Origin of the sequence: Bacillus nakamurai, assembly GCF_001584325.1 — a bacterium.
Taxonomy (GTDB): Bacteria; Bacillota; Bacilli; order Bacillales; family Bacillaceae; genus Bacillus; species Bacillus nakamurai.
Map to the genome: position 1 here is coordinate 49,572 of NZ_LSAZ01000041.1, position 23,199 is coordinate 72,770.

The window sequence follows — 23,199 nt, forward strand, 5'->3', positions numbered from 1 at the left end:
AAGAAAATGTCATACAATTGTCCCTCTTTTTGTCGAATTTACAGTTTACAAACCCTATGTACATACGTTAACATGAACAAATGTGAAAGATTTTGATAGTTATTGAATGAATTTGATCGATTTTAGTTGCTTAAAGTAAAAAAAGCGTTTACAATAATCTTGTAACTAAAATGAATACGTTTTCATAGGGGGCGGGATATGCTAACTCCTGAAAGGTATCAGTTGATTATTGATCAGATTGACAAGCGTGACGTGGTAAAGATCCAAGAGCTGATAAGCATGACGAACGCTTCTGAATCAACAATCAGAAGAGATTTATCAACACTTGAGGAGCGCGGTTTTTTAAAGCGCATTCATGGCGGAGCGTCGAGGCTTTCCAATAGCAGGCTCGAACCTGATATGCTGGAGAAATCCTCCAAAAACCTTCAAGATAAGCTGAAAATCGCTGAAACAGCGGCGGCTTTATTAGAAGAAGGCGACTGTATTTATCTTGATGCGGGAACAACTACATTGCATATGATTGAATTTATAGATAAAACGAAAGACATTGTGGTTGTCACAAACGGGGTTATGCATATTGAAGCTTTAATAAGAAAAGGCATCCCCTTTTATCTTCTAGGAGGATATGTGAAGCATCGAACAGGTGCGATGATCGGCGGCGCTTCATTAACTGCGATCAGCCAGTACCGATTCGATAAAAGCTTTCTCGGAGTCAACGGCGTGCATATTGAAGCAGGGTTTACAACGCCTGATCCTGATGAAGCTCTGTTGAAGACAAAGGCGGTAAGGCAGGCAAAAACAGCGTATGTTTTGGCCGATCCTTCTAAATTTGGCGAGATTTCGTTCTCGGCGTTTGCCGACTTGAGCGACGCTGCCATCATTACCACTGGCGCTGATGAACTAGCATTCGATAATTACCAAGAAAAAACTGTCGTAAAGGTAGTGAAACCATGATTTACACTGTAACTCTTAATCCGTCTGTTGATTATATCGTACACGTTGAAGATTTTACCGTAGGCGGTTTGAACCGCTCAAGCTATGACACGAAATATCCCGGCGGAAAAGGCATCAACGTTTCAAGATTGCTGAAAAGACATCATGTGCCGTCAAAAGCAATGGGATTTGTCGGCGGATTTACCGGAAACTATATTACGTCATTTTTACAGCAGGAAGGCTTAGAAACAGCTTTTTCTGAGGTGAAGGAAGACACGCGTATAAATGTAAAACTGAAAACGGGTGAAGAAACGGAAATTAACGGTCAGGGCCCAATCATTTCAGACGAGGTGTTTAACGCCTTTTTAGAGCAATTCTCCGAGCTTGAAGAGGGAGATTTTGTGGTTTTGGCGGGAAGCATTCCTTCTTCCTTGCCGCACAACACATATGAAAAAATAGCAGAAGTTTGCAGCAGGCAAAATGCCCGGGTTGTAGTAGACATTTCTGGAGAAGCGCTGATGAAAGCGACTGAAATGAAACCGTTTTTGATGAAGCCGAACCATCATGAGCTCGGCGAGATGTTCAATACGGTCATTGATTCCGCTGATGCTGCTGTTCCTTACGGCAAGAAATTGATTGAACAAGGCGCTGAACACGCGATCGTTTCCATGGCTGGTGACGGAGCGCTTCTATTTACGAAAGAAGCGGTTTTCCTCGCTAACGTCCCGAAAGGAAAATTAGTCAATTCCGTTGGTGCGGGTGATTCCGTTGTAGCTGGTTTCCTTGCGGGGATTTCAAAACAGCTGCCATTGGAAGACGCGTTCCGCTTAGGGGTTGCTTCCGGAAGCGCGACGGCATTTTCTGAGGAGCTCGGAACTGAAGAGTTTGTAAAGCAGCTTCTTCCTGAAGTTCAGGTCACACGTCTATAGAGGAGGAAAGAAAAGTGAAGATAACTGAGCTGTTAACAAAAGATACGATCCATCTGAACATAGAGAGCAAAAAGAAAGAAGACGTTATTGATGAAATGGTGACGGTGCTGGATAAAGCAGGCAGATTAAACGACAGAGAGGCCTACAAAGCAGCCATTTTGAATCGTGAAAGCCAAAGCTCAACTGGAATCGGCGAGGGCATTGCCATTCCCCACGCGAAAACGGCCAGCGTCATTAACCCGGCCATCGCATTCGGGCGTTCAAAAGAAGGTGTCGATTACGATTCATTAGACGGCCAGCCGGCTCACTTAGTCTTTATGATTGCGGCGACTGAAGGAGCGAATAATACTCACCTTGAAGCATTGTCCAGACTTTCTGCGCTTCTCATGCGTGAGGAAATCCGCAAGCAGCTTCTCGAAGCTGAAACAAAAGACGCCATCATTGACATCATCAATCAGCATGACAAAGATGATGACGAGGAAGAAGAAGAGCAGGAGGAGCAGGCAGCTCCGTCAGGCAAAGGAAAGATCCTCGCTGTTACGGCTTGCCCGACAGGTATCGCCCATACATTTATGGCAGCCGACGCGCTGAAAGAAAAAGCAAAAGAGCTCGGCGTGGAGATTAAAGTTGAAACAAACGGATCAAGCGGCATTAAACATAAGCTGACGGCTCAGGAAATTGAAGATGCGCCGGCAATTATCGTCGCGGCCGACAAACAGGTTGAAATGGAGCGTTTCAAAGGAAAACACGTCCTTCAAGTGCCTGTCACTGCCGGTATCAGACGTCCGCAAGAGCTGATTGAAAAAGCGGTAAATCAAGATGCGCCTATTTACGAAGGCAGCGGCGGTTCTTCTGCCTCATCAAATGAAGACGGCCCGAAAACGAAATCAGGCAATAGCATCGGAAGCATGTTTTATAAACATTTAATGAGCGGTGTCAGCAACATGCTGCCGTTTGTCGTCGGAGGCGGAATCCTCGTTGCGATTTCATTCTTCTGGGGAATTCATTCAGCTGATCCGAAAGACCCTACTTACAATACGTTTGCTGCCGCGCTGAATTTCATCGGCGGCGACAATGCGTTAAAACTGATTGTTGCGGTTCTTGCAGGTTTCATTGCAATGAGTATTGCGGATCGCCCGGGATTTGCGCCTGGTATGGTCGGCGGTTTTATGGCAACACAAGCGAACGCAGGATTTTTAGGCGGACTGATTGCCGGATTCTTAGCCGGTTATGTTGTCATCCTGCTGAAAAAGCTGTTTGTCTTTATCCCTCAGTCGCTTGACGGTTTAAAACCGGTATTGATTTACCCGCTGCTCGGTATCTTTATTACAGGCGTACTGATGCAATTTGTCATTAACACACCTGTTGCAGCCTTTATGAACTTCTTAACAAACTGGCTTGAAAGCCTGGGAACAGGCAACCTTGTCTTAATGGGTATTATTTTAGGCGGTATGATGGCGATCGACATGGGAGGCCCGCTGAATAAAGCGGCGTTCACCTTCGGTATTGCCATGATCGATGCCGGAAACTATGCGCCGCATGCGGCAATCATGGCCGGCGGAATGGTTCCGCCGCTGGGAATTGCGCTGGCGACAACATTCTTCAAACACAAATTCTCTAAACGCGATCGTGAAGCGGGCATTACATGTTACTTCATGGGAGCGGCTTTCGTCACAGAAGGGGCCATCCCATTTGCGGCTGCTGATCCGCTTCGCGTCATTCCAGCTGCCGTGATCGGTTCAGCGGTAGCCGGCGGCTTGACAGAGTTTTTCCGGATAACCCTTCCTGCACCGCACGGGGGAGTATTCGTTGCCTTCATCACCAACCATCCAATGCTTTACTTAATGAGCATTGTGATCGGTGCGATTGTAACGGCTGTTATCTTAGGAATCGTAAAAAAACCTGTTACAGAGAAATAAGAAAAAGCGTCCTTTATGGGCGCTTTTTTCAATCGCTTCAATATGTCTATAGAAGCATTATGTATTTTGTGATAAGTTGTGATAAAGTAAAGATGGTACATGAACTGAAACAGTGATCGTCTAGGAGGAACCACGTTGACTGAAGAACAAAAACCTACTTCTGAAAAATCGGTAAAAAGAAAATCCAACACATATTGGGAATGGGGAAAAGCGATCATTATTGCGGTCGCGCTGGCGCTTTTAATCCGCCATTTCCTGTTTGAACCGTACTTAGTGGAAGGATCATCAATGTACCCGACATTACATGACGGCGAAAGGTTGTTTGTCAACAAAAGCGTCAATTATATCGGAGAAATTAAACGGGGGGATATCGTCATTATTAACGGCGATACATCGAAGGTGCATTATGTAAAGCGGCTCATCGGAAAACCGGGGGAAACGGTTGAAATGAAAAATGACACGCTTTATATAAACGGCAAAGAAAGAGCCGAGCCTTACCTCGCAAGCAATAAAAAAGAAGCGAAAAAACTGGGAGTCAACCTGACCGGAGATTTTGGTCCCGTTAAGGTACCGAAAGGCAAATATTTCGTCATGGGAGACAATCGGCTGAATTCGATGGACAGCCGGAACGGACTCGGCTTAATTGCCGCTGATCGGATCGTCGGCACATCGAAGTTTGTGTTCTTCCCATTTCATGATATGCGTCAGACAAAATAGAAACGCCGCGCTGCCCGATTCGGACGGCCGGCGTTTTTTTATTTTGCAAACGAGGCAATTGCGGCGATGAAAAATACGGTAATCAGCACTGACCCGACAATCGCGAGAACGCTGAAAAAAAGATTCACTTGCTGCTGCTCTTTTCCCCGCTTTTGAAGCAGCCGTTTTGAAAAGATATGTGAAAACGTATAGATGAGGGCAATTCCGATGTACAGACCGATATCCTGTGCGGTAAAGCCGGTTACAGCCAAATAAACCCCCGTGAAAAAAATCAATAAACAGTATTCGGTAAGTGTTAAAAGCTTCAACTTGTGCCTCCGTGATGATATATGTATATCACTATTGTATCACAGCGTCGCCCGTTTCGCGCATACGTGTTTTTCAGCTAAGCAATTAGCAGGAAGCATTTCTCTTCCCCTTTATTCATGGTATACTTTTAATGATGATAGACACGATGGAGGATTCTAAATGATTGCTGTAAATAATGTGAGCTTACGTTTTGCGGACCGTAAGTTATTTGAAGATGTAAATATTAAATTCACGCCGGGCAATTGCTACGGATTAATAGGCGCAAACGGTGCCGGTAAATCAACGTTTTTAAAAATTTTATCAGGTGAGCTTGAGCCGCAGACAGGCGATGTTCACATGAGCCCCGGCGAACGTCTTGCTGTCTTAAAGCAGAACCACTTTGAATATGAAGAATACGAAGTGTTAAAAGTGGTCATCATGGGCCATAAGCGTCTGTACGAAGTTATGCAGGAGAAAGACGCTATTTATATGAAGCCTGATTTTTCTGATGAAGACGGCATCCGCGCTGCTGAGCTTGAAGGCGAATTTGCAGAATTAAACGGTTGGGAAGCTGAAAGTGAAGCCGCGATTTTATTAAAGGGCTTAGGAATTTCAGAAGACCTGCATACGAAGAAAATGGAAGACTTAGGCGGATCAGACAAGGTGAAAGTCCTTTTAGCACAAGCGCTGTTCGGCAAGCCTGATGTTTTGCTGCTTGATGAACCGACGAACCACTTGGATCTCAAAGCGATTCAGTGGCTGGAAGAGTTCCTGATTAATTTTGAAAACACAGTCATCGTCGTTTCCCATGACCGCCACTTTTTAAATAAAGTGTGCACTCACATTGCCGATCTTGACTTTAATAAAATTCAGATTTATGTCGGCAACTACGATTTTTGGTATGAATCAAGCCAGCTTGCGTTAAAGCTTTCTCAAGAAGCCAATAAGAAAAAAGAAGAGCAAATTAAGCAGCTGCAAGAGTTTGTCGCCAGATTCAGCGCCAACGCTTCAAAATCGAAGCAGGCGACATCCAGAAAAAAACTTCTTGATAAAATTTCGCTCGACGATATTAAACCGTCATCACGCCGTTATCCTTACGTCAATTTTACGCCGGAACGCGAGATCGGAAATGATGTGCTTCGGGTAGAAGGGCTGACAAAAACGATTGACGGAGTCAAAGTGCTCGATAATGTCAGCTTTATTATGAATAAAGAGGATAAAATCGCGTTTACGGGCCGTAACGAGCTGGCTGTAACGACATTGTTTAAAATCATTTCCGGGGAAATGGAAGCTGACAGCGGCACATTTAAATGGGGCGTGACAACTTCTCAAGCGTACTTCCCTAAAGATAACAGCGATTATTTTGACGGCAGTGATGCGAACCTTGTTGACTGGCTCCGCCAATATTCGCCGCATGACCAAAGTGAGAGCTTCTTGCGCGGCTTCTTAGGCCGTATGCTGTTCTCCGGCGAAGAAGTCAACAAAAAATCCAACGTTCTTTCCGGAGGAGAGAAAGTGCGCTGTATGCTGTCAAAAGCGATGCTTTCCGGCGCGAATATTTTAATTCTGGATGAACCGACGAACCACTTAGACCTGGAATCCATCACGGCGCTTAACAACGGCTTAATCAGCTTTAAAGGCGCTATGCTGTTTTCTTCTCATGACCATCAGTTTGTACAAACGATTGCCAACCGTATCATTGAATTGACGCCTAAAGGCATTGTCGACAAACAAATGAGCTATGATGAATTTCTTGAAAATACAGATGTGCAGAAAAAGCTCGAAGAATTATACGCCTGACAAAAAGCAGAGGAGACTCTGCTTTTTTGCTTATAAAAAGTTTTCAATGTTCGGACTTCCTTGTAAAATAGACATAACATTTGATGTGACACGGAGCAGCTTCTCGGTGATACATTAAACATACATAAAGAGACGGGGGAATAAATGATGAAATTTTTAATTGCCGGAGCCGGGGGAGTAGGAGGATATATCGGTGCCCGGCTTGCAGAGAAGGGGAATGACGTCACGTTTCTCGTCCGTCAAAAACGGGCGGAGCAATTAAAACAGACAGGACTTACCGTGAAAAGCGAAAAAGGCGATGTATCCATCAATCCGGCATTAATCAGTGCGGGTGATAAAGGGGAGTTTGACGCTGTTATCATTGCTTCAAAAGCCTATTCCCTGAAGCAGGTGATAAAGGATGTAAACCCGTTTGTACATGCCTCAACAGTTATCATTCCGTTTTTAAACGGGTACAGGCACTACAATGAGCTGTTTGACGCCTTTTCTAAACAGCAGGTGCTGGGCGGCCTCTGTTTTATTGAGAGCGCCCTTAACGAGAAGGGAGAAATTCTTCATACAAGCGCGGCTCACCGGTTTGTTTTCGGCGAGTGGAGCGGTGAACGCACCGAGCGTATCAGAGAGCTGGAAAAAGCGTTTGCCGATGTAAAGGCGGAAGTCATAGTGAGCACACATATTGAAAAGGACATTTGGAAAAAGTATATGTTTATTGCCGCCCAAGCCGGAGTGACTTCCCTGTTTCAAAAGCCGGTCGGCCCTATTTTGGATACAGAAAGCGGCCGCAATACGGCAAAACGTCTTTTTGCCGAAATCGGAGCCATTTTCCGGTCTGACGGCGTTCCGGCAGATCCGAATCTGGAAGAGGAGAGCTACCGTACATTGACAAGCATGTCATACCATATGAAATCCTCTATGCTGAGGGATATGGAAAGGGGGCAAATGACGGAAGGAGACCATTTACACGGTTTTCTGCTTGAGAAAGCAAAACGTTTATCCGTGGAGACGCCCGTTTTGGAAACGGTCTGCACCAACCTGCAAATATATGATGCGAAATAAAAAAGGAGGCCGATGCGGCCTCTTTTTTTTATTAAAATGCCCAATTTCCGTTTCTGAAGACAGGTTCTCTTTTGCCGTCAGCGGTAATGCCGTCAATATTCATATCTTTGGAACCGACCATAAAGTCCACATGCGTAATGCTTTCATTCAGGCCTTCTTTGACAAGCTCTTCACGTGTCATTTGTTTTCCGCCTTCAATATTAAACGCATACGCGCTGCCGATCGCAAGGTGGTTTGATGCGTTTTCATCATACAGTGTATTGTAAAATAAAATATTGGATTTAGAAATCGGCGAATCATATGGGACTAAGGCAACTTCTCCGAGATAATGTGACCCTTCATCGGTTTCGACGATGCCTTTTAAGATATCCTCGCCCTTTTCGGCTTTTACATCAACGATCCGGCCGTTCTTAAAGGTAAGGGTGAAGTTGTCGATCACGTTACCTCCATAGCTCAGCGGTTTTGTGCTGGAAACCGTCCCGTTTACGCCGTCTCGCTGCGGTAAGGTGAAAACCTCTTCGGTCGGCATGTTTGCCATAAACTCATGCCCGCTTTCATTGATGCTTCCCGCACCTGCCCACACATGTTTTTTCGGCAGCTCAATGGTTAAGTCTGTCCCTTCTGCCTGATAATGCAGGGCGCTGTAATGTTTTTTGTTAAGGTGTTCTACTTTTTCATGAAGGTTCTGATCGTGTTTCTTCCAAGCTTCCACGGGATTTTCTTCATTCACGCGGGTCGTTTTGAAAATTTCCTCCCATAAAAGCTGAATGGCTTTTTCCTCCGGCTGATCCGGGAATACTTTTTTCGCCCAGCCCGCTGAAGCCGCTCCGATTACCGTCCAGCTTACTTTATCTGATTGAATATATTGTCTGTATGTATGTAATGCTTTTCCGGCGGCCTTCTGGAAGGCTGCGATCCGTTTGCCGTCAGTGCCCTTTAACAGATCGGGATCAGAGGACACGACAGAAATAAACGCCGCTCCTTTTTTGGCGAGCTCTTCTTTTCCTTTTGCTTCCCATTCAGGGTATTCTTCAAACGCTTCAAAAGGGGCCATTTCGTATTTTAATCTTGATAATTCATCGTCCTGCCAGTTTACGGTGACATGTTTAGCACCTTTTTCATATGAGTGCTTAGCAAGCAGTCTGACAAGATCACGGACATCGGTTGAGGCGTTGATTACTACATGCTGCCCTTTCTGGACATTGACGCCGACTTCTACCGCCAGCTGAGCATATGTATTTAACTTTTCAATAAACGAACTCATGGTTCATTCCTCCTCATCGGTTTTTCTCATCATATCAAATATCACCGCAGAAAGGAAAGAAAGGGGCGTAAACGAAAAAGACACAGCCTCCGCTGCGCCTTTACGGGTGATTCAGTTTTACGGTGTTTCCCGCCGGGGAATGGGGCATATTGGCTAATGAAATGCTCATTCCCCCTAAAATAATACCGCTTAAAATGACGGCCACGGCTATGCGTCTTCCTACATCTCTAAGCATATGCTTCCTCCTTAATGTTTCTCCAGTTCTCACAATATGAGCTGACCGGAGAAAAAAGAAGCAGGATATTTGTAAATATTATTATTTAATGGCTTTTTGAAGCTTGTCGATCACTTCTAAAGAACGTCCTGTGCCGATTGCCACTGATTCCAGCGGGTTTGCCGCCAAATGGACGGGAACGACGATTTCTTCTGTCAGCCATTCTTTCATACCGTTTAACAGCGCGCCTCCGCCGGTTAACACGACGCCGCGGTCGACGATATCCCCGCTCAGCTCAGGCGGACAATCCTCAAGCGTGGCTCTGATTGCTTCAAGAATGTGCAGAAGAGATTCACGCATCGCATGCTGAATTTCATTTGACTGCAGTCTGATTGTTTTCGGAAGCCCTGTCACAAGGTCGCGGCCCCGGACTTCCATTGTTTCCGGCGCGTGTTCAATCAGCGCAAAGCCGATTTCCATTTTCACTTGTTCCGCCGTTCGTTCCCCGATCAGCAGGTTGTATTTTTTTCTGACGAACGAAACGATATCTTCATCAAGCTGGTCACCGCCGATTCTGATAGAATGGCATGATACGACGCCTCCGAATGAAATGATGGCTACTTCAGTCGTTCCGCCGCCGATGTCAACGACGACATTCGCTACCGGCTCGTCAACCGGCAAGTCGGCTCCGATCGCAGCGGCGACGGGTTCTTCAATCAAGTGAACGTTTTTGGCGCCGCAGTTTTTGACCGCATCACTGATGGCCCGGCGTTCGACAGCAGTTGAGCCTGAAGGCGTGCAGACGACGACATTCGGTTTGCGGAATGTCATGCCGATTTTTTTTCCGGCTTTTTTCATAATGTGTTTTAATAGGTCAGTTGTCATATCATAATCAGCAATGACGCCATCTTTCATCGGTCTTACGGCGATGATTTTTCCCGGCGTCTTTCCGATCATGTTTTTCGCATCGGTACCGATGGCCAGCACCGCTTTTGTTGTTGTATCTACAGCGACAACAGAAGGTTCATTCAAAATAATTCCTTTATTTTTACTGTAAACTAGTATATTAGCGGTTCCTAAGTCGATTCCGATCTCAGTTGATTGAAACATATTTTCACCCAATCCCTATCCTGATTTAATTGATTCTACATTTAAAGTTTCTAAGAAAAAACACGGTTTTTGGGGGTTTGCGCCGGTAATGAAATGTTTTTGTAAAAAAGGAGGGAAAGTCTGTATCCCATGTTTCACCCTGACTTCGTTCTGTAAAAAAACAATAGTTTCCGGAAGCTGAGAAACTTTTGCTCTATTACCTTCGTCTACGTTTATGAAGGATTTTCCTTAGGCATATATATAAGAGACATTAAAGGAAGTAGGGATTTCTATGAAATCGATTGGTGTAGTAAGAAAAGTAGACGAGCTTGGGCGTATTGTAATGCCGATTGAATTAAGAAGAGCATTAGATATCGCGATTAAAGATAGTATTGAGTTTTTTGTAGACGGAGACAAAATTGTCTTAAAAAAATATAAGCCGCACGGTATTTGCTTAATGACGGGAGAAATTACGACCGATAATAAAGAATACGGCAACGGTAAAATTATTTTAAGCCCTGAAGGTGCGCAAATGCTGCTTGATGAAATTCAGGAAGCACTAAAAGATAAATAATGATAGAAAAAGGGCGGAATAAAATTCCGGCCTTTTTTCATTGAGTTGCGCAAAAACTCACGAACAAAAGAAACAAACTGCCCAAACAATTGGGAATAGTTATCATTTTTTAGTCAATAATGCAGTCAACAATGTTACAATATACAGAGAAACGCTAGCGGCAGGTGGGAATATGGGAAAATATCAAGTGCGCATCATTTCCTTAATCATGGCAATCATTTTTATTATATTTTGGGATTATCTATTCTATATTATCGAGCGGAATCCGATTAACTGGCCTGCTGACATCACCTTTTCAGCCGTCGCATTAATCAGTGTCTGGCTGCTGGCTTATTATGTAGATGATAAAAAGCAGCTTTTGATAGAGCTGAAAGACAGTGAGCAGAAAGCAAAGGCGCTATCCGATGAAAAAAACCGCATCATGGATAATCTGCAGGAAATCGTTTTTCAAACCGATTCACATGGGAATATTACATATTTAAATCAAGCCTGGTCGGCCATCACGGGCCACTCAATCAGCGGCTGCATGGGCACGATGTATAATGATTATTTTATAAAAGAAAAACATATCATTGATTATATTGCATCCCAAATTAAACAAAAGTCGGCGTCGGGTATGTTTACAGCCAAATATATCAAAAGGGACGGCACCATATTTTGGGGAGAAGTCCACTATAAGCTTTATTATGACCGCAAACAGCAATTTGTCGGAAGCCTCGGCACGATGTCTGACATCAGCGAACGGAAAAAAGCGGTGGATGAGCTTTTGGAAACAAATGAACGGCTCGCCATGCAATCTCAAAAACTGGCCATCGCCGGCGAACTCGCGGCGGGAATCGCCCATGAAGTAAGAAATCCCTTAACGTCAGTCAGCGGCTTTCTCCAGCTGATGAAAGCCCAGTACCCGGAAAGAACGGATTACTTCGATATCATTTTTTCAGAGATTAAAAGAATTGATCTTGTATTGGGTGAACTGCTCCTGCTTGCCAAGCCGCAGACGGTGACGTTTAATTTTCACAATCTTAATCATATTTTAAAACAGGTGACGACGCTGCTTGATACAAACGCGGTCCTGTCTAATACTGTGATCGAAAAAGATTTCAGCCATACGGAGTCCTGTCTGATCAACGGAGATGAAAATCAGCTGAAACAGGTTTTTATTAACATTATAAAAAACGCGATAGAAGCGATGCCTGACGGAGGAAATATTCACATTTATACCGAACGGAAAGAAGAACACGCGATGATCAGCATACAGGATGAAGGGAACGGCATGTCTAAAGAAAAGCTTGAGAATATCAGCAAACCGTTTTTCTCAACAAAAGATCAGGGAACGGGACTCGGCCTTCCGATTTGTTTGCGAATTCTGAAGGAGCATAATGGTAAACTAAACATTAAGAGCAAAAATGGGGAAGGCAGTACGTTTCAGGTGATTTTGCCATTGGAGGCGGCTGCTGTCCAAAAGGAGGAAAGATGACTGTGCTTCTTTTTGTATACGGTTTGTTACGGAAGCGTGAAAAAAACCATCAGCTGCTGAAAGGTGCGCGATGTGTGTGCGAGCAGGCGGCAATAAACGGCGTGCTGTACGAAACTGATAAAGGTCTGCCGGCGGCGTCATTAACGGGAACATCCTTTATATACGGAGAACTGTACGAAACAGATCATCAGATGATCCGTGAGCTGGATGCTCATTATCTGGATTTTGAGCGAAGAGAGACCGCCGTGAATACGGACCTCGGGAATAAAACCGCCTTCGCTTACGTCATGAAGCCGGAAAAATGTGTTCCATTCGACCGTATCGAAAGCGGAGACTGGAAAGAGTACCGGTTTATGAAGCGGGAGGATGACAGCCCGGTTTATTATTTCGCATACGGTTCCTGTATGGATAATGCCCGCTTCAAACAGGCGGGGGTCGATCACTTTTTTGCCGAGCCTATCGGAGGGGCCGTTGTTGAAGGGTATTCGACGAGATTCACATTAAAGCGTCCTGACGGTTCCAGAGCCGATCTTGTAGAAGACGGCGGCCGGACCGAAGGGGTGCTGTACAAGCTGCCGTTTGAAGCGGCAACTTATTTATATAAAAGAGAAGGCGTCGATTCACATACGTATCGTCCTGCTTTCGTAGATGCTTGTGCCAATGGCCGTGTGTACACCGGCTGTCTGACGTTTCTCGTGCTTGAAAAAGCGGAGGAAATTGCGCCTCCGGGTCATTATCAGGAGGAAATCGAACGCGGGGCTGACCTGTATTTATCTCCGGACTTTTCAGAAAAGCTCAAGCGCTATATGAATTCTTTGCCGAAAATATGATAATATTCCTACTAAGAGATATTGATTAAAGGAGCACTGTAATGAGAAAAGAGTTTGCTGTTATTGGCCTCGGCCGCTTTGGGGGGAGCATCTGCAAAGCGTTAAGTGAGGAAGGTCTCGAGGTCATGGCGATGGATATTGATGAAGATAAAGTGAATGAATACGCCAAAATCGCTTCACATGCGGTGATCGGCGATTCAACCGATGAATCTGTTTTGAAAAATTTGGGGATGCGCAATTTTGACCATGTGATTGTGGCAATCGGCGAGAATATACAGGCGAGTATTTTAACAACACTTATTTTGAAGGAGTTGGGTGTTCAAACCATTACGGTAAAAGCGCAAAACGATTATCATGAAAAAGTGCTGGCGAAAATCGGAGCCGATCATATCGTCCATCCTGAGCGAGACATGGCAAAGCGAATCGCCCATAATATTGTTTCGAACAACGTGCTTGATTATTTAGAGCTGTCCGATGAACACAGTATCGTTGAAATCGTGGCCAACAGCCGCCTCGCCGGGAATACATTGCTTGATTTGGACATCCGGGCGAAGTACGGAATTAACATCGTCGCCATCAAAAGGGAAAAAGAGGTCATCGTATCTCCGCTGGCAACCGAAGTCATTCAAAAAGAAGATATTTTAATCGTCATCGGATCTATTTCAGACATTTCCCGTTTTGAAAAAAGAGTGCTGCATACGAAGTAGACAAAAGCCGTCTGAACAGGACGGTTTTTTTATATGTCAGAATAGAAAGACATTTATCTGTAAGCGGTGTATTCTTCAATTGTTATTGACTAAGATTACGCGATCCGATAGCATATTGTACCATATAAAGAAAAAGAGGAGGCCCCATTTTGAACAAAGAATCACTGGCTAAACGGCTGAATGCTTCAGCCGGCAGACAAAAAGCCGATACCGTCATTAAGAACGGAAAAATCATGGATGTATTTAATCAGGAATGGATCTCTGCAGATATCGCCATCACTGACGGAATGATCGTCGGGCTGGGTGATTACGAAGGGGAAGAAGTCATTGACGCAGAGGGCCAGATGATCGTTCCAGGCTTTATTGACGGACATGTTCATATCGAGTCTTCTATGGTTACTCCGATTGAGTTTGCAAAAGCAGTCCTTCCGCACGGAGTGACTGCCGTCATTACCGATCCGCACGAAATTGCAAACGTCTCTGGGGCCAAAGGCATTTCATTTATGATCGAGCAGGCGAAAAAAGCGCCGCTTCACATTCATTTTATGCTTCCTTCCTGTGTTCCCGCTGCAAGCTTTGAACGTTCAGGCGCGGTTTTAAAAGCTGCTGACTTAAAGCCTTTTTATCAGGAGAAAGAGGTATTGGGGCTTGCGGAAGTGATGGATTATGTGTCTGTTGCCGAGGGTGAAGAGGATATGATCGAGAAACTGCTCGATGCCAAGCTTCACGGGAAACGGATTGACGGACATTTAGCGGGATTATCTTCTGATTTGATTAATATATACAGAACTGCACTGGTGTCAAATGATCATGAAGTGACGACAAAAGAAGAAGCGCTGGACAGAATCAGACGGGGGATGTATGTGATGCTGCGTGAAGGATCAGTGGCAAAAAATACGCTCAGCGTCCTGCCGGCGGTTAATGAAAAAAATGCGCGGCGTTTTTTCTTTTGTACGGATGATAAGCATGTAGACGATTTGCTTTCAGAAGGAAGTGTCAATCACCAAGTCAAATTAGCCATAGAAGCCGGTCTTGATCCGTTTTTGGCTTATCAGCTGGGCAGCTTAAACGCCGCCGAGTGTTACGGCCTTGATACGAAAGGAGCGGTGGCGCCGGGATTTGATGCTGATTTGCTGTTTATTTCCGATTTGCGGCAGGTCGCCATTACAAAGACGATGGTGAACGGGCGCACGGTTGCAGAGAACGGCCGGACGATTTATGAGCAGACGGCTGACTCACAATTAACAGATACCGCGCTCTTGGACACAGTGCAGCTGAAAGCGCCGCTGACTGAATTGGATTTTCACATGCCGATTCAAGAAGGCAAAAATATGAACGTGATTCAAATCATACCGAATCATTTGGAAACGAGACGAAAAGAAGTGCCCGCGCCGCCATCTGACATGTTCCAGCCTGATATCGAGCATGATTTATTAAAGATCGCCGTCGTGGAACGGCATAGCGGAGAAAAAATAATGGGACTCGGAATCGTACAAGGATTCGGATTAAAAGAAGGGGCCCTTGCAACTACCATTTCTCATGATTCGCACAATATCATTGCCGTCGGAACAAACGATGCGGACTTGGCCGCGGCGATCAATCAGCTTCATAACATCGGCGGAGGATTAGCAGCCGTTAAAAACGGGGAATTGCTTCACTCTGTTCCGCTCCCGATTGCAGGTTTGCTTTCTGACCAATCTGCGGAGTGGGTAAATGACAGTTTGGGCGTGCTTCACGAAAAGCTTCCGTTGATCGGATTTACCGGGGATTTTAACCCGTTTCTCACTCTTTCATTTTTAGCTTTGCCGGTGATTCCGGATATTAAAATGACGGCAACGGGGCTGTTTGACGTAAAAGCCTTTCAGCATATACCGCTGCAATAAAAAAGCTGCACTCATCATGAGTGCAGCTTTTATTATACCTCCATAATGATCGGAAGGATCATCGGGCGGCGTTTTGTTTTTTCGTATAAGAACGGTGCAAGTGTATCGGTAATTTCGTTTTTGATTTCTGACCACTGCGTCGTTTTCCGATCCATTACTTTTTCCAGATGGTTCGAAATCAGCTGCTGTGCATCGTTGATTAAATCACCGGATTCTCTCATGTAAACAAAACCTCTGGATATTAAGTCAGGTCCTGCTGACACTTTAAAATCATCCATATTGATGCTTACGACAACAATGACAAGGCCTTCTTCTGAAAGAATACGGCGGTCCCGAAGCACGATATTTCCAATATCGCCGATCCCGCTTCCGTCAATATAAACGGAGCCGGACGGGATTTTACCTACCACAGAAGCTTCTTCACCTTTCAGTGCAAGCACTTCGCCGTTGTCCATAATAAAGCAGTTTTCTTCTGGTATGCCGCAATCCATCGCGAGTTTTATATGCATTTTCTGCATTCTGTACTCACCGTGGATCGGCATGAAGAATTTCGGTTTGATCAGGCGGAGCATCAGCTTTTGCTCTTCCTGTCCGCCGTGTCCGGATGTATGAATGTCATTCAGAGATCCGTGAATAACCTCTGCGCCCGCACGGTACAATTGGTTGATAGTGCGGCTTACGCTGATTGTGTTTCCCGGAATCGGAGAAGAAGAAAAGACAACCGTATCTCCCGGGTTGATTGAAATCTGGCGGTGCGTGCCGTTAGCGATTCGTGATAATGCCGCCATCGGTTCACCTTGGCTTCCCGTACATAAAATCGTTACTTTATTTGCGGGCATACGATTGATTTCATTATGCTCGATAAATGTATTTTTCGGACATGTGATGTACCCGAGGGTCTGTCCGATTTCGATAGCCGATTCCATACTGCGTCCAAATACGGCGACTTTTCTGCCGTTTAATACGGCTGCTTCAATCACTTGCTGAAGGCGGTGGATATTCGAAGCAAACGTCGCGAATATAATTCTGCCGTCCACTTTGCGGAAAATATCGTGAATGCTTTCGCCTACGCGGCGTTCTGACATGGTGAAATCAGGCACTTCACTGTTTGTGCTGTCGGAAAGCAGGCATAACACGCCTTCTTTCCCGATTTCGGCCATCTTTGTCAGATTTGCCGGTTCGCCTACCGGTGTAAAGTCGAACTTAAAGTCACCGGTATGAACGATGTTGCCCGGCGGTGTTTTGACGACAATTCCGTATGAATCCGGAATGCTGTGTGTCGTTCTGAAGAAGGATACAGACGTCTTGCGGAACTTAACGATGTCGTCTTCTCCGATAATGTTTAATTTCGTCTGTCTTAACAGTCCGTGCTCTTCAAGTTTATTCCGAAGTAAGCCGATCGCGAGTTTACCGCCGTAAACGGGAATATTTACTTGTCTGAGCAGGTATGGAATACCGCCGATATGGTCTTCGTGACCATGGGTGATAAACAACCCTTTAATTTTATCTTCATTCTTTACTAAATACGTGTAATCAGGGATTACGTAATCAATTCCGAGAAGCTCGTCTTCTGGAAACTTGATTCCCGCATCAATCAGTACAATTTCATCCTGAAACTGCACCCCGTACGTATTTTTCCCGATCTCGCCCAATCCGCCGAGGGCGAAAACGGCAGTCTGGTCATTTTTTACAAATTTCATTCCGCTCATAACTCCAATACTTTAAAATTTTCGCTCTGCTTCTCATATTCTAAGAAAGCACCGTCTACAGGCTGAACAAATTCAATGTTGTATTTCTTATCTTTCAGCTTCGTTCTGACGTCCCGTTCTGAAACGCCCTCAATATAAAGTGAATCTGTTTTTTCACGAACAGGTACTTCGTCAGCCTTCTCTTGATAAAATACCTTATAAATCATCCAAATCTCTCCTTAAATGCCGTATGTTAGACTCGCTTATTCTATTATATTCGAAAACGGAATATAAGGAAAGTCTTGAGCAAAAAAGGGACTTTCGAAAAACGAAAGATCCCTGTCAGGTAATGACTTTTTTCCGGAGCATTCCGCCCCACTGCCGTTTGAGTTTCTTCCGTAATCTGCGCAGCATATGTGCATACCTCCCCTTAGGTTTAACAAATACCTTTATAGCAGTAGTATGCGGAAAATCCTGTTTTGTTTTTCGTGGGTATAAATGGAATTTGAACAGGGAGGTTTGCCGGACGGAAAACTTTCTGTATGATGAGAGTGGAAAAGGCGCGACTGATAAACGGGATAAAGGAGAAATTGATATGAAACCTAAATTAATCTTTTTTGATATTGACGGAACAATATATGACCATGACAAGCATATCCCCGAAAGCACAAGAAAAACAGTAGCGGCGCTTAAAGACGCCGGACACTACTTATTTATTGCCAGCGGACGTTCTCCATTTTTGGTAAAGCCGATTCTCGAAGAGCTCGATATTCAATCATTTATTTCTTACAATGGGCAGTTTGTCGTATTTGAGGGCGACGTGATTTTTAAAAATCCATTGCCTGAGGATGCGATAGAGCGTTTATTGCAGCAGGCGGCAGAGGGAGAGCATCCGGTCGTATTTATGGCTGAGGACACAATGAAAACGACCATTGCCGGACATCCGCACGTCTCTGAAGGAATCGGCAGTCTGAAAGCTCCGTATCCCGAGGTGGATGAACAGTTTTATAAAGGGAAAGACATTTATCAGCTGCTTTTATTCTGCCGGGGGCATGAAGAAAAAGCATATGCCGCTTTTCCGGAGTTTGACTATGTCCGCTGGCATGAGCTGTCAACCGATGTGCTTCCGAGCGGAGGTTCAAAAGCTGAGGGCATTAAAAGAGTGCTTGAGCGGCTTCCGTATGAAATCAATGACACTTATGCCTTCGGCGACGGATTAAATGACCTCGAGATGATCAGGTTTGTCGGCACTGGGGTGGCGATGGGAAATGCCGTGCCGGAATTAAAGGCGGCAGCTGATTTCATCACGAAATCTGTAGACGAGGAGGGCATCAGCTACGCTGTAAAAGAGCTTGGCCTTCTGAAATAAAAACGACCGGCACTTCTAAAGTGCCGGTCGTTTTTTACCGATCAATGGCAATGGCATTGTCAGGTTCTTTGAACGGATTTTCTTTATCGATATGATCGTAAAACATAATGCCGTTCAGATGGTCAATCTCATGCTGAAACACAATGGCCGGAAAGCCCTTCAGGCGAATGTCGATCTGTTCCCCTTCAAGTGTCGTTCCTTTCACTCTGATACGGGCGTAGCGCGGAACGTAGCCCGGAATGCGTTCGTCTACAGACAGGCATCCCTCTCCGCTCGTTAAATAGCTTCTTTCCACCGAGTGGCTGACGATTTTAGGGTTAAACAGCGCGTAGCTGTATAATGTGCCTTTTGCGTCCTCTGCGTGAACAGCGATCATCCGCTTTTTTACGTCAGTTTGCGGAGCCGCAAGCCCTACACCCGGACGAAGCTGGTATTTCTCGGCTAATTCCGGATTTTGGCTGTTTTTCACAAACTCAATCATATCAGCAAGATGCTGTTTTTCTTCATCAGAGGCGGGAAGCTGAACTTCTTCTGCGACTTCTCTGAGTGCGGGGTGTCCGTCACGGACAATATTTTCCATAGTAATCAAGAAACTTCACTCCTAAAGCTTTATATGTAAATTATAGCGAATTTCTTTACCGGGGCGCAACGAAACAAAAGACCAGCCGTAAAAGGCTGGTCGATATTCATGGCTTGCGATCAGCAGCCGCAGCCTAAAAAAGCGGCACCGACGATGATCAACAAGATAAATAATACTACTATTAAAGCGAATGTGCGGCCATATCCGCCTCCGCATCCGTATCCGTAACCGCCGCCGTAACCGCCGCCGTAACCGCCGCCGTAACCGCCGCCGTAACCGCCGCCGTAACCGCAACAACCGCCGCCATATCCGTATCCATATCCTCCGTACATAAAAAACCCTCCTCTTTTAATTACGCTGACCCTTTGTCAGCAGGGCCAGCGTCTACTATAAACTATGTGAAAGCCATAAAGATGTATGGTCATATGCCCTGTTTTCTCTAATTTTTTGTGCAAGTTTTCTCTGACAATTTCCTGATGGCTGCAATCCCGAAGTGTGCCGAAAAAAGCAATTACAGCTCAGCTATTGTCAAACGGCGCCGAGGCTTCTATAGTAGAAAATGTCAAGATTGGGGGATTTCAGTGTGAATAATTTTCAAAAACGAATGTTTGCGGGCATCGGAGCACTCGGCGCTGCAAGTATACTGCTAGCGGGCTGCGGGGGAAAAGACTCGGTTGAGTCGCTTCATGATTCGCTGGAGAAAGTCGTGCAAGTGGAAAAGCCGTTTCAAAAGGAGCAGCAGGAATTAGAAAAATTAGAGAAAAAAGACGATAAGCTGTATAACGATATGATTCAGCTCAATATGGACGATTATTCCAAAATTGTTTCTTTGGCGGATGAAGCGCTTAAAAATGCAGATCAGCGAGAGCAGCATTTAAAAACGGAAAAAGACAGTATTGACAGCTCTAAAAAAGAATTTGAAGCCGCCCGACAAGCAGCCGGCTCGATTAAAGATAAAACCATTAAGAAAAAGGCAAAAGAAGCGGCCGGCCATATGGAAAAACGTTATGCATCGTACACCGGTATGTATAAAGAGTATGAAAAAGCGATTCAATATGACAAAGAATTGTATAAAATGATTAAGAAAAAAGACCTGACTGCCGATGATCTTGATAAACAGATCAGCAAAGTGAACAGTTCCTACCAAAAAGTGTTAAAACAAACCGGAGCATTTAACGAGCAGACAAAACAATACAATAAATCAAGGGAAGAACTATATAAAGCGGCCGGCTTTCACGTTAAGGAAAGCTGAATGGGAGAAGGGACCGGACAGCCGGGCCCTTTTTTGTGTTTGAAAAAAAGTTTGCCGATCCTATTGTAGTACAGTTATCAGGTGTATACTAGTACAGTTTGAAAAATGAAAAACAGCCGGCCGCACCCGATAAATATAAAGCGAATACATTTATTAAAAATCAATGTTCAAAACGATTGACGGGTCTTCTTTGTTTAGTGTAAACTTATCCATGTTAAGCAGAGTTGTATCAGTCATTTACAACTCCGCAATAATACAGTTCAGATCAGATAGTGATGATCCTACATAAAAGGTTTCGGCAAACTGGGGATAGGCTAAAATATATACGACTTGCTGCTAATACTTTAGGGTATCCTAGGTTTGTATGTATAAAAGGAATGCACGTCTAATGACTGTTTAAAAGAAAGGAAGAGGTGACTTTAGTATGGCTGCAAAAACGAAAAAAACGATCGTTGACAGTAAGAAGCAATTTGATGCCATTAAGAAGCAGTTCGAAACGTTCCAAATTTTAAATGAAAAGGGAGAAGTCGTGAATGAAGCGGCGATGCCTGATTTAACAGATGATCAATTAAAAGAGCTCATGCGCCGCATGGTGTACACGCGTGTGCTGGATCAGCGCTCTATCTCATTAAACCGTCAAGGACGTCTTGGTTTCTACGCTCCTACTGCCGGCCAGGAAGCTTCACAAATTGCAACACATTTCGCGCTTGAAAAAGAAGATTTCGTTCTTCCGGGCTACCGTGATGTACCGCAATTAATCTGGCACGGACTGCCGCTTTATCAAGCATTCTTATTCTCTCGCGGACACTTCCGCGGAAACCAAATGCCTGATGACGTGAACGCCCTTTCTCCGCAAATCATTATCGGTGCTCAATACATCCAAACTGCCGGTGTGGCGTTAGGTCTTAAAAAACGGGGCAAAAAAGCCGTAGCGATCACTTATACAGGTGACGGCGGCGCATCTCAAGGGGACTTCTACGAAGGAATCAACTTTGCCGGCGCTTACAAAGCTCCTGCGATCTTCGTAGTGCAAAACAACCGCTATGCCATTTCAACTCCGGTTGAAAAACAATCTGCGGCTCAAACGATTGCTCAAAAAGCAGCGGCAGCAGGAATTGTCGGTGTGCAAGTAGACGGTATGGATGCTCTTGCTGTATACGCGGCAACTGCTGAAGCGCGCGAACGCGCAGTCAACGGCGAAGGCCCGACTTTAATCGAAACACTTACATTCCGTTACGGCCCGCACACAATGGCCGGTGACGATCCGACGAAATACCGTACGAAAGAAATTGAAAACGAATGGGAGCAAAAAGATCCGCTCGTTCGTTTCCGCGCGTTCCTTGAAAACAAAGGCCTGTGGTCTGAAGAGGAAGAAAGCAAAGTGATTGAGGCTGCGAAAGAAGAAATTAAGCAAGCCATCAAAAAAGCAGATGCTGAACCAAAACAAAAAGTGACTGATTTAATCAAAATCATGCACGAAGAATTGCCTTATAACCTTAAAGAGCAATTAGAAACTTATACACAGAAGGAGTCGAAGTAAGCCATGGCGCAAATGACAATGATTCAAGCAATCACGGATGCGTTACGCACAGAACTGAAAAATGACGAAAATGTCTTAGTTTTCGGAGAAGACGTTGGTGTAAACGGCGGCGTATTCCGTGCGACTGAAGGATTGCAAAAAGAATTTGGTGAAGACCGTGTATTTGATACGCCTCTTGCTGAATCCGGCATCGGCGGTCTTGCTCTTGGTTTAGGGTTGAACGGTTTCCGTCCGGTTATGGAAATTCAATTCTTCGGATTTGTATATGAAGTAATGGATTCAGTTTCAGGACAAATGGCTCGTATGCGCTACCGTTCAGGCGGACGCTGGACTTCTCCGGTGACAATCCGTTCTCCTTTCGGCGGCGGTGTTCATACACCTGAACTTCACGCTGACAGCTTAGAAGGCCTTGTGGCTCAGCAGCCGGGAATTAAAGTCGTTATTCCGTCAACTCCGTATGACGCTAAAGGACTTTTGATTTCTGCCATCCGTGATAACGACCCTGTCGTTTTCTTAGAGCACATGAAACTTTACCGTTCTTTCCGTCAGGAAGTTCCTGAAGAAGAATACACAATCGAGCTTGGCAAAGCTGATGTGAAACGCGAAGGAACTGATCTGTCTATCATCACATACGGCGCAATGGTTCATGAGTCGCTGAAAGCTGCTGAAGAGCTTGAAAAAGAAGGCGTTTCTGCTGAGGTTATCGACCTTCGCACTGTAAGCCCGCTTGATATTGATACAATCATTGCTTCTGTTGAAAAAACAGGCCGCGCAATTGTTGTACAAGAGGCTCAAAAACAAGCCGGCGTAGGCGCTAACGTTGTAGCTGAAATTAATGACCGCGCGATCTTGAGCTTGGAAGCTCCTGTTCTCCGTGTCGCAGCGCCTGATACAGTATTTCCTTTCTCGCAAGCTGAGAGCGTATGGCTTCCAAACCATAAAGACGTTCTTGAAACTGCGAAAAAAGTTCTTGAATTTTAATCAGGCTTCATAAACAGGAGGAGAAGACGAGTTCTTTTCCTCCCTTGTTCAATGATGGTTCAATGCTTGCCGTATGTATAACTAAAATTTGCTTAATCAACTAGGAGGT

23 protein-coding genes are annotated in these 23,199 nt (G+C 44.9%); 15 read left to right on the forward strand and 8 right to left on the reverse strand.

Annotated elements, in window-relative coordinates; genetic code table 11:
* The first annotated feature begins 198 nt into the window (after positions 1 to 198).
* The 4 genes from AXI59_RS15435 to sipT all read left to right on the forward strand — a co-directional run bounded on the left by AXI59_RS15435 (position 199) and on the right by sipT (position 4,498).
* Positions 199 to 954: a DeoR/GlpR family DNA-binding transcription regulator gene (locus AXI59_RS15435; protein WP_061528661.1), complete on the forward strand. Its 756-nt coding sequence runs from the start codon at positions 199 to 201 to the stop codon at positions 952 to 954.
* Positions 951 to 1,862 (forward strand): 1-phosphofructokinase, encoded by a 912-nt coding sequence (gene pfkB / locus AXI59_RS15440; RefSeq protein ID WP_061528662.1) that lies wholly within the window; start codon positions 951 to 953, stop codon positions 1,860 to 1,862. The genes AXI59_RS15435 and pfkB overlap by 4 nt, the downstream gene beginning before the upstream one ends.
* A 14-nt stretch (positions 1,863 to 1,876) precedes the next feature.
* A complete protein-coding gene (locus AXI59_RS15445) occupies positions 1,877 to 3,781 on the forward strand; it encodes a PTS fructose transporter subunit IIABC (RefSeq protein WP_061528663.1) in 1,905 nt (634 codons plus the stop codon).
* 135 nt (positions 3,782 to 3,916) lie between these two features.
* The gene (sipT, locus tag AXI59_RS15450; protein WP_061522047.1) at positions 3,917 to 4,498 is read left to right on the forward strand and encodes a signal peptidase I sipT; all 582 of its coding nucleotides are present in this window, start codon (positions 3,917 to 3,919) and stop codon (positions 4,496 to 4,498) included.
* A 38-nt stretch (positions 4,499 to 4,536) separates the two neighbouring features.
* On the opposite strand, the gene AXI59_RS15455 is transcribed toward sipT, so the two are convergent.
* A complete protein-coding gene (locus AXI59_RS15455) occupies positions 4,537 to 4,806 on the reverse strand; it encodes a hypothetical protein (protein WP_061522046.1) in 270 nt (89 codons plus the stop codon).
* Positions 4,807 to 4,966: 160 nt separating this feature from the next.
* Between AXI59_RS15455 and AXI59_RS15460 the strand changes: the two genes are divergently transcribed.
* The gene (locus AXI59_RS15460; RefSeq protein WP_061522045.1) at positions 4,967 to 6,586 is read left to right on the forward strand and encodes an ABC-F family ATP-binding cassette domain-containing protein; all 1,620 of its coding nucleotides are present in this window, start codon (positions 4,967 to 4,969) and stop codon (positions 6,584 to 6,586) included.
* A 147-nt stretch (positions 6,587 to 6,733) separates the two neighbouring features.
* The gene (locus AXI59_RS15465) at positions 6,734 to 7,642 is read left to right on the forward strand and encodes a ketopantoate reductase family protein (protein ID WP_061528664.1); all 909 of its coding nucleotides are present in this window, start codon (positions 6,734 to 6,736) and stop codon (positions 7,640 to 7,642) included.
* 31 nt (positions 7,643 to 7,673) lie between these two features.
* On the opposite strand, the gene AXI59_RS15470 is transcribed toward AXI59_RS15465, so the two are convergent.
* The 3 genes from AXI59_RS15470 to mreBH all read right to left on the reverse strand — a co-directional run bounded on the left by AXI59_RS15470 (position 7,674) and on the right by mreBH (position 10,230).
* Positions 7,674 to 8,906, reverse strand: coding sequence for an aminopeptidase (locus tag AXI59_RS15470; protein WP_061528665.1), 1,233 nt, complete (start codon positions 8,904 to 8,906; stop codon positions 7,674 to 7,676).
* 100 nt (positions 8,907 to 9,006) lie between these two features.
* Positions 9,007 to 9,141: a protein YkpC gene (locus AXI59_RS19850; protein ID WP_156476302.1), complete on the reverse strand. Its 135-nt coding sequence runs from the start codon at positions 9,139 to 9,141 to the stop codon at positions 9,007 to 9,009.
* 81 nt (positions 9,142 to 9,222) lie between these two features.
* Entirely contained in the window at positions 9,223 to 10,230 is a 1,008-nt protein-coding gene (gene mreBH / locus AXI59_RS15475) for a cell shape-determining protein MreBH (RefSeq protein ID WP_061522102.1), read from the reverse strand.
* A gap of 271 nt (positions 10,231 to 10,501) precedes the next feature.
* Here mreBH and AXI59_RS15480 point away from each other — a divergent pair, with 271 nt between their 5' ends.
* From AXI59_RS15480 to ade, 5 genes are all read left to right on the forward strand, one after another.
* Entirely contained in the window at positions 10,502 to 10,783 is a 282-nt protein-coding gene (locus tag AXI59_RS15480; protein ID WP_061522042.1) for an AbrB/MazE/SpoVT family DNA-binding domain-containing protein, read from the forward strand.
* Positions 10,784 to 10,955: 172 nt separating this feature from the next.
* Complete coding sequence (locus tag AXI59_RS15485) at positions 10,956 to 12,260, forward strand: ATP-binding protein (RefSeq protein WP_061522041.1); 1,305 nt, start codon at positions 10,956 to 10,958, stop codon at positions 12,258 to 12,260.
* A 2-nt stretch (positions 12,261 to 12,262) separates the two neighbouring features.
* A complete protein-coding gene (locus tag AXI59_RS15490) occupies positions 12,263 to 13,090 on the forward strand; it encodes a gamma-glutamylcyclotransferase family protein (protein WP_082791806.1) in 828 nt (275 codons plus the stop codon).
* A 41-nt stretch (positions 13,091 to 13,131) separates the two neighbouring features.
* The gene (gene ktrC, locus AXI59_RS15495; protein ID WP_061522039.1) at positions 13,132 to 13,797 is read left to right on the forward strand and encodes a Ktr system potassium transporter KtrC; all 666 of its coding nucleotides are present in this window, start codon (positions 13,132 to 13,134) and stop codon (positions 13,795 to 13,797) included.
* 149 nt (positions 13,798 to 13,946) lie between these two features.
* Positions 13,947 to 15,680: an adenine deaminase gene (ade, locus tag AXI59_RS15500; protein WP_061528666.1), complete on the forward strand. Its 1,734-nt coding sequence runs from the start codon at positions 13,947 to 13,949 to the stop codon at positions 15,678 to 15,680.
* Between the two features lie 32 nt (positions 15,681 to 15,712).
* Here ade and rnjA read toward each other — a convergent pair whose 3' ends face one another.
* On the reverse strand, positions 15,713 to 17,380 hold the full coding sequence (gene rnjA / locus AXI59_RS15505) for a ribonuclease J1 (protein ID WP_061528859.1): 1,668 nt from the start codon (positions 17,378 to 17,380) through the stop codon (positions 15,713 to 15,715).
* A 5-nt stretch (positions 17,381 to 17,385) separates the two neighbouring features.
* A complete protein-coding gene (locus AXI59_RS15510; protein WP_061522037.1) occupies positions 17,386 to 17,595 on the reverse strand; it encodes a DNA-dependent RNA polymerase subunit epsilon in 210 nt (69 codons plus the stop codon).
* Positions 17,596 to 17,963: 368 nt separating this feature from the next.
* Here AXI59_RS15510 and AXI59_RS15515 point away from each other — a divergent pair, with 368 nt between their 5' ends.
* Positions 17,964 to 18,737 carry a Cof-type HAD-IIB family hydrolase gene (locus tag AXI59_RS15515; RefSeq protein ID WP_061528860.1) on the forward strand — a complete coding sequence of 258 codons (774 nt, stop codon included), beginning with the start codon at positions 17,964 to 17,966 and terminating at the stop codon, positions 18,735 to 18,737.
* 34 nt (positions 18,738 to 18,771) lie between these two features.
* Here AXI59_RS15515 and def read toward each other — a convergent pair whose 3' ends face one another.
* Both def and AXI59_RS15525 read right to left on the reverse strand, forming a co-directional pair.
* On the reverse strand, positions 18,772 to 19,326 hold the full coding sequence (gene def / locus AXI59_RS15520; RefSeq protein ID WP_061528667.1) for a peptide deformylase: 555 nt from the start codon (positions 19,324 to 19,326) through the stop codon (positions 18,772 to 18,774).
* Between the two features lie 110 nt (positions 19,327 to 19,436).
* Entirely contained in the window at positions 19,437 to 19,649 is a 213-nt protein-coding gene (locus tag AXI59_RS15525) for a YjcZ family sporulation protein (protein ID WP_061528668.1), read from the reverse strand.
* 227 nt (positions 19,650 to 19,876) lie between these two features.
* On the opposite strand from AXI59_RS15525, the gene AXI59_RS15530 reads away from it, so the two are divergent.
* The 3 genes from AXI59_RS15530 (at position 19,877) to pdhB (ending at position 23,090) form a co-directional block, all read left to right on the forward strand.
* On the forward strand, positions 19,877 to 20,569 hold the full coding sequence (locus AXI59_RS15530) for a YkyA family protein (protein WP_420806860.1): 693 nt from the start codon (positions 19,877 to 19,879) through the stop codon (positions 20,567 to 20,569).
* A 424-nt stretch (positions 20,570 to 20,993) separates the two neighbouring features.
* Positions 20,994 to 22,109 (forward strand): pyruvate dehydrogenase (acetyl-transferring) E1 component subunit alpha, encoded by a 1,116-nt coding sequence (gene pdhA, locus AXI59_RS15535; protein ID WP_061522033.1) that lies wholly within the window; start codon positions 20,994 to 20,996, stop codon positions 22,107 to 22,109.
* 3 nt (positions 22,110 to 22,112) lie between these two features.
* Complete coding sequence (gene pdhB, locus AXI59_RS15540) at positions 22,113 to 23,090, forward strand: pyruvate dehydrogenase complex E1 component subunit beta (protein ID WP_013352120.1); 978 nt, start codon at positions 22,113 to 22,115, stop codon at positions 23,088 to 23,090.
* The last annotated feature ends 109 nt before the right edge of the window (positions 23,091 to 23,199 follow it).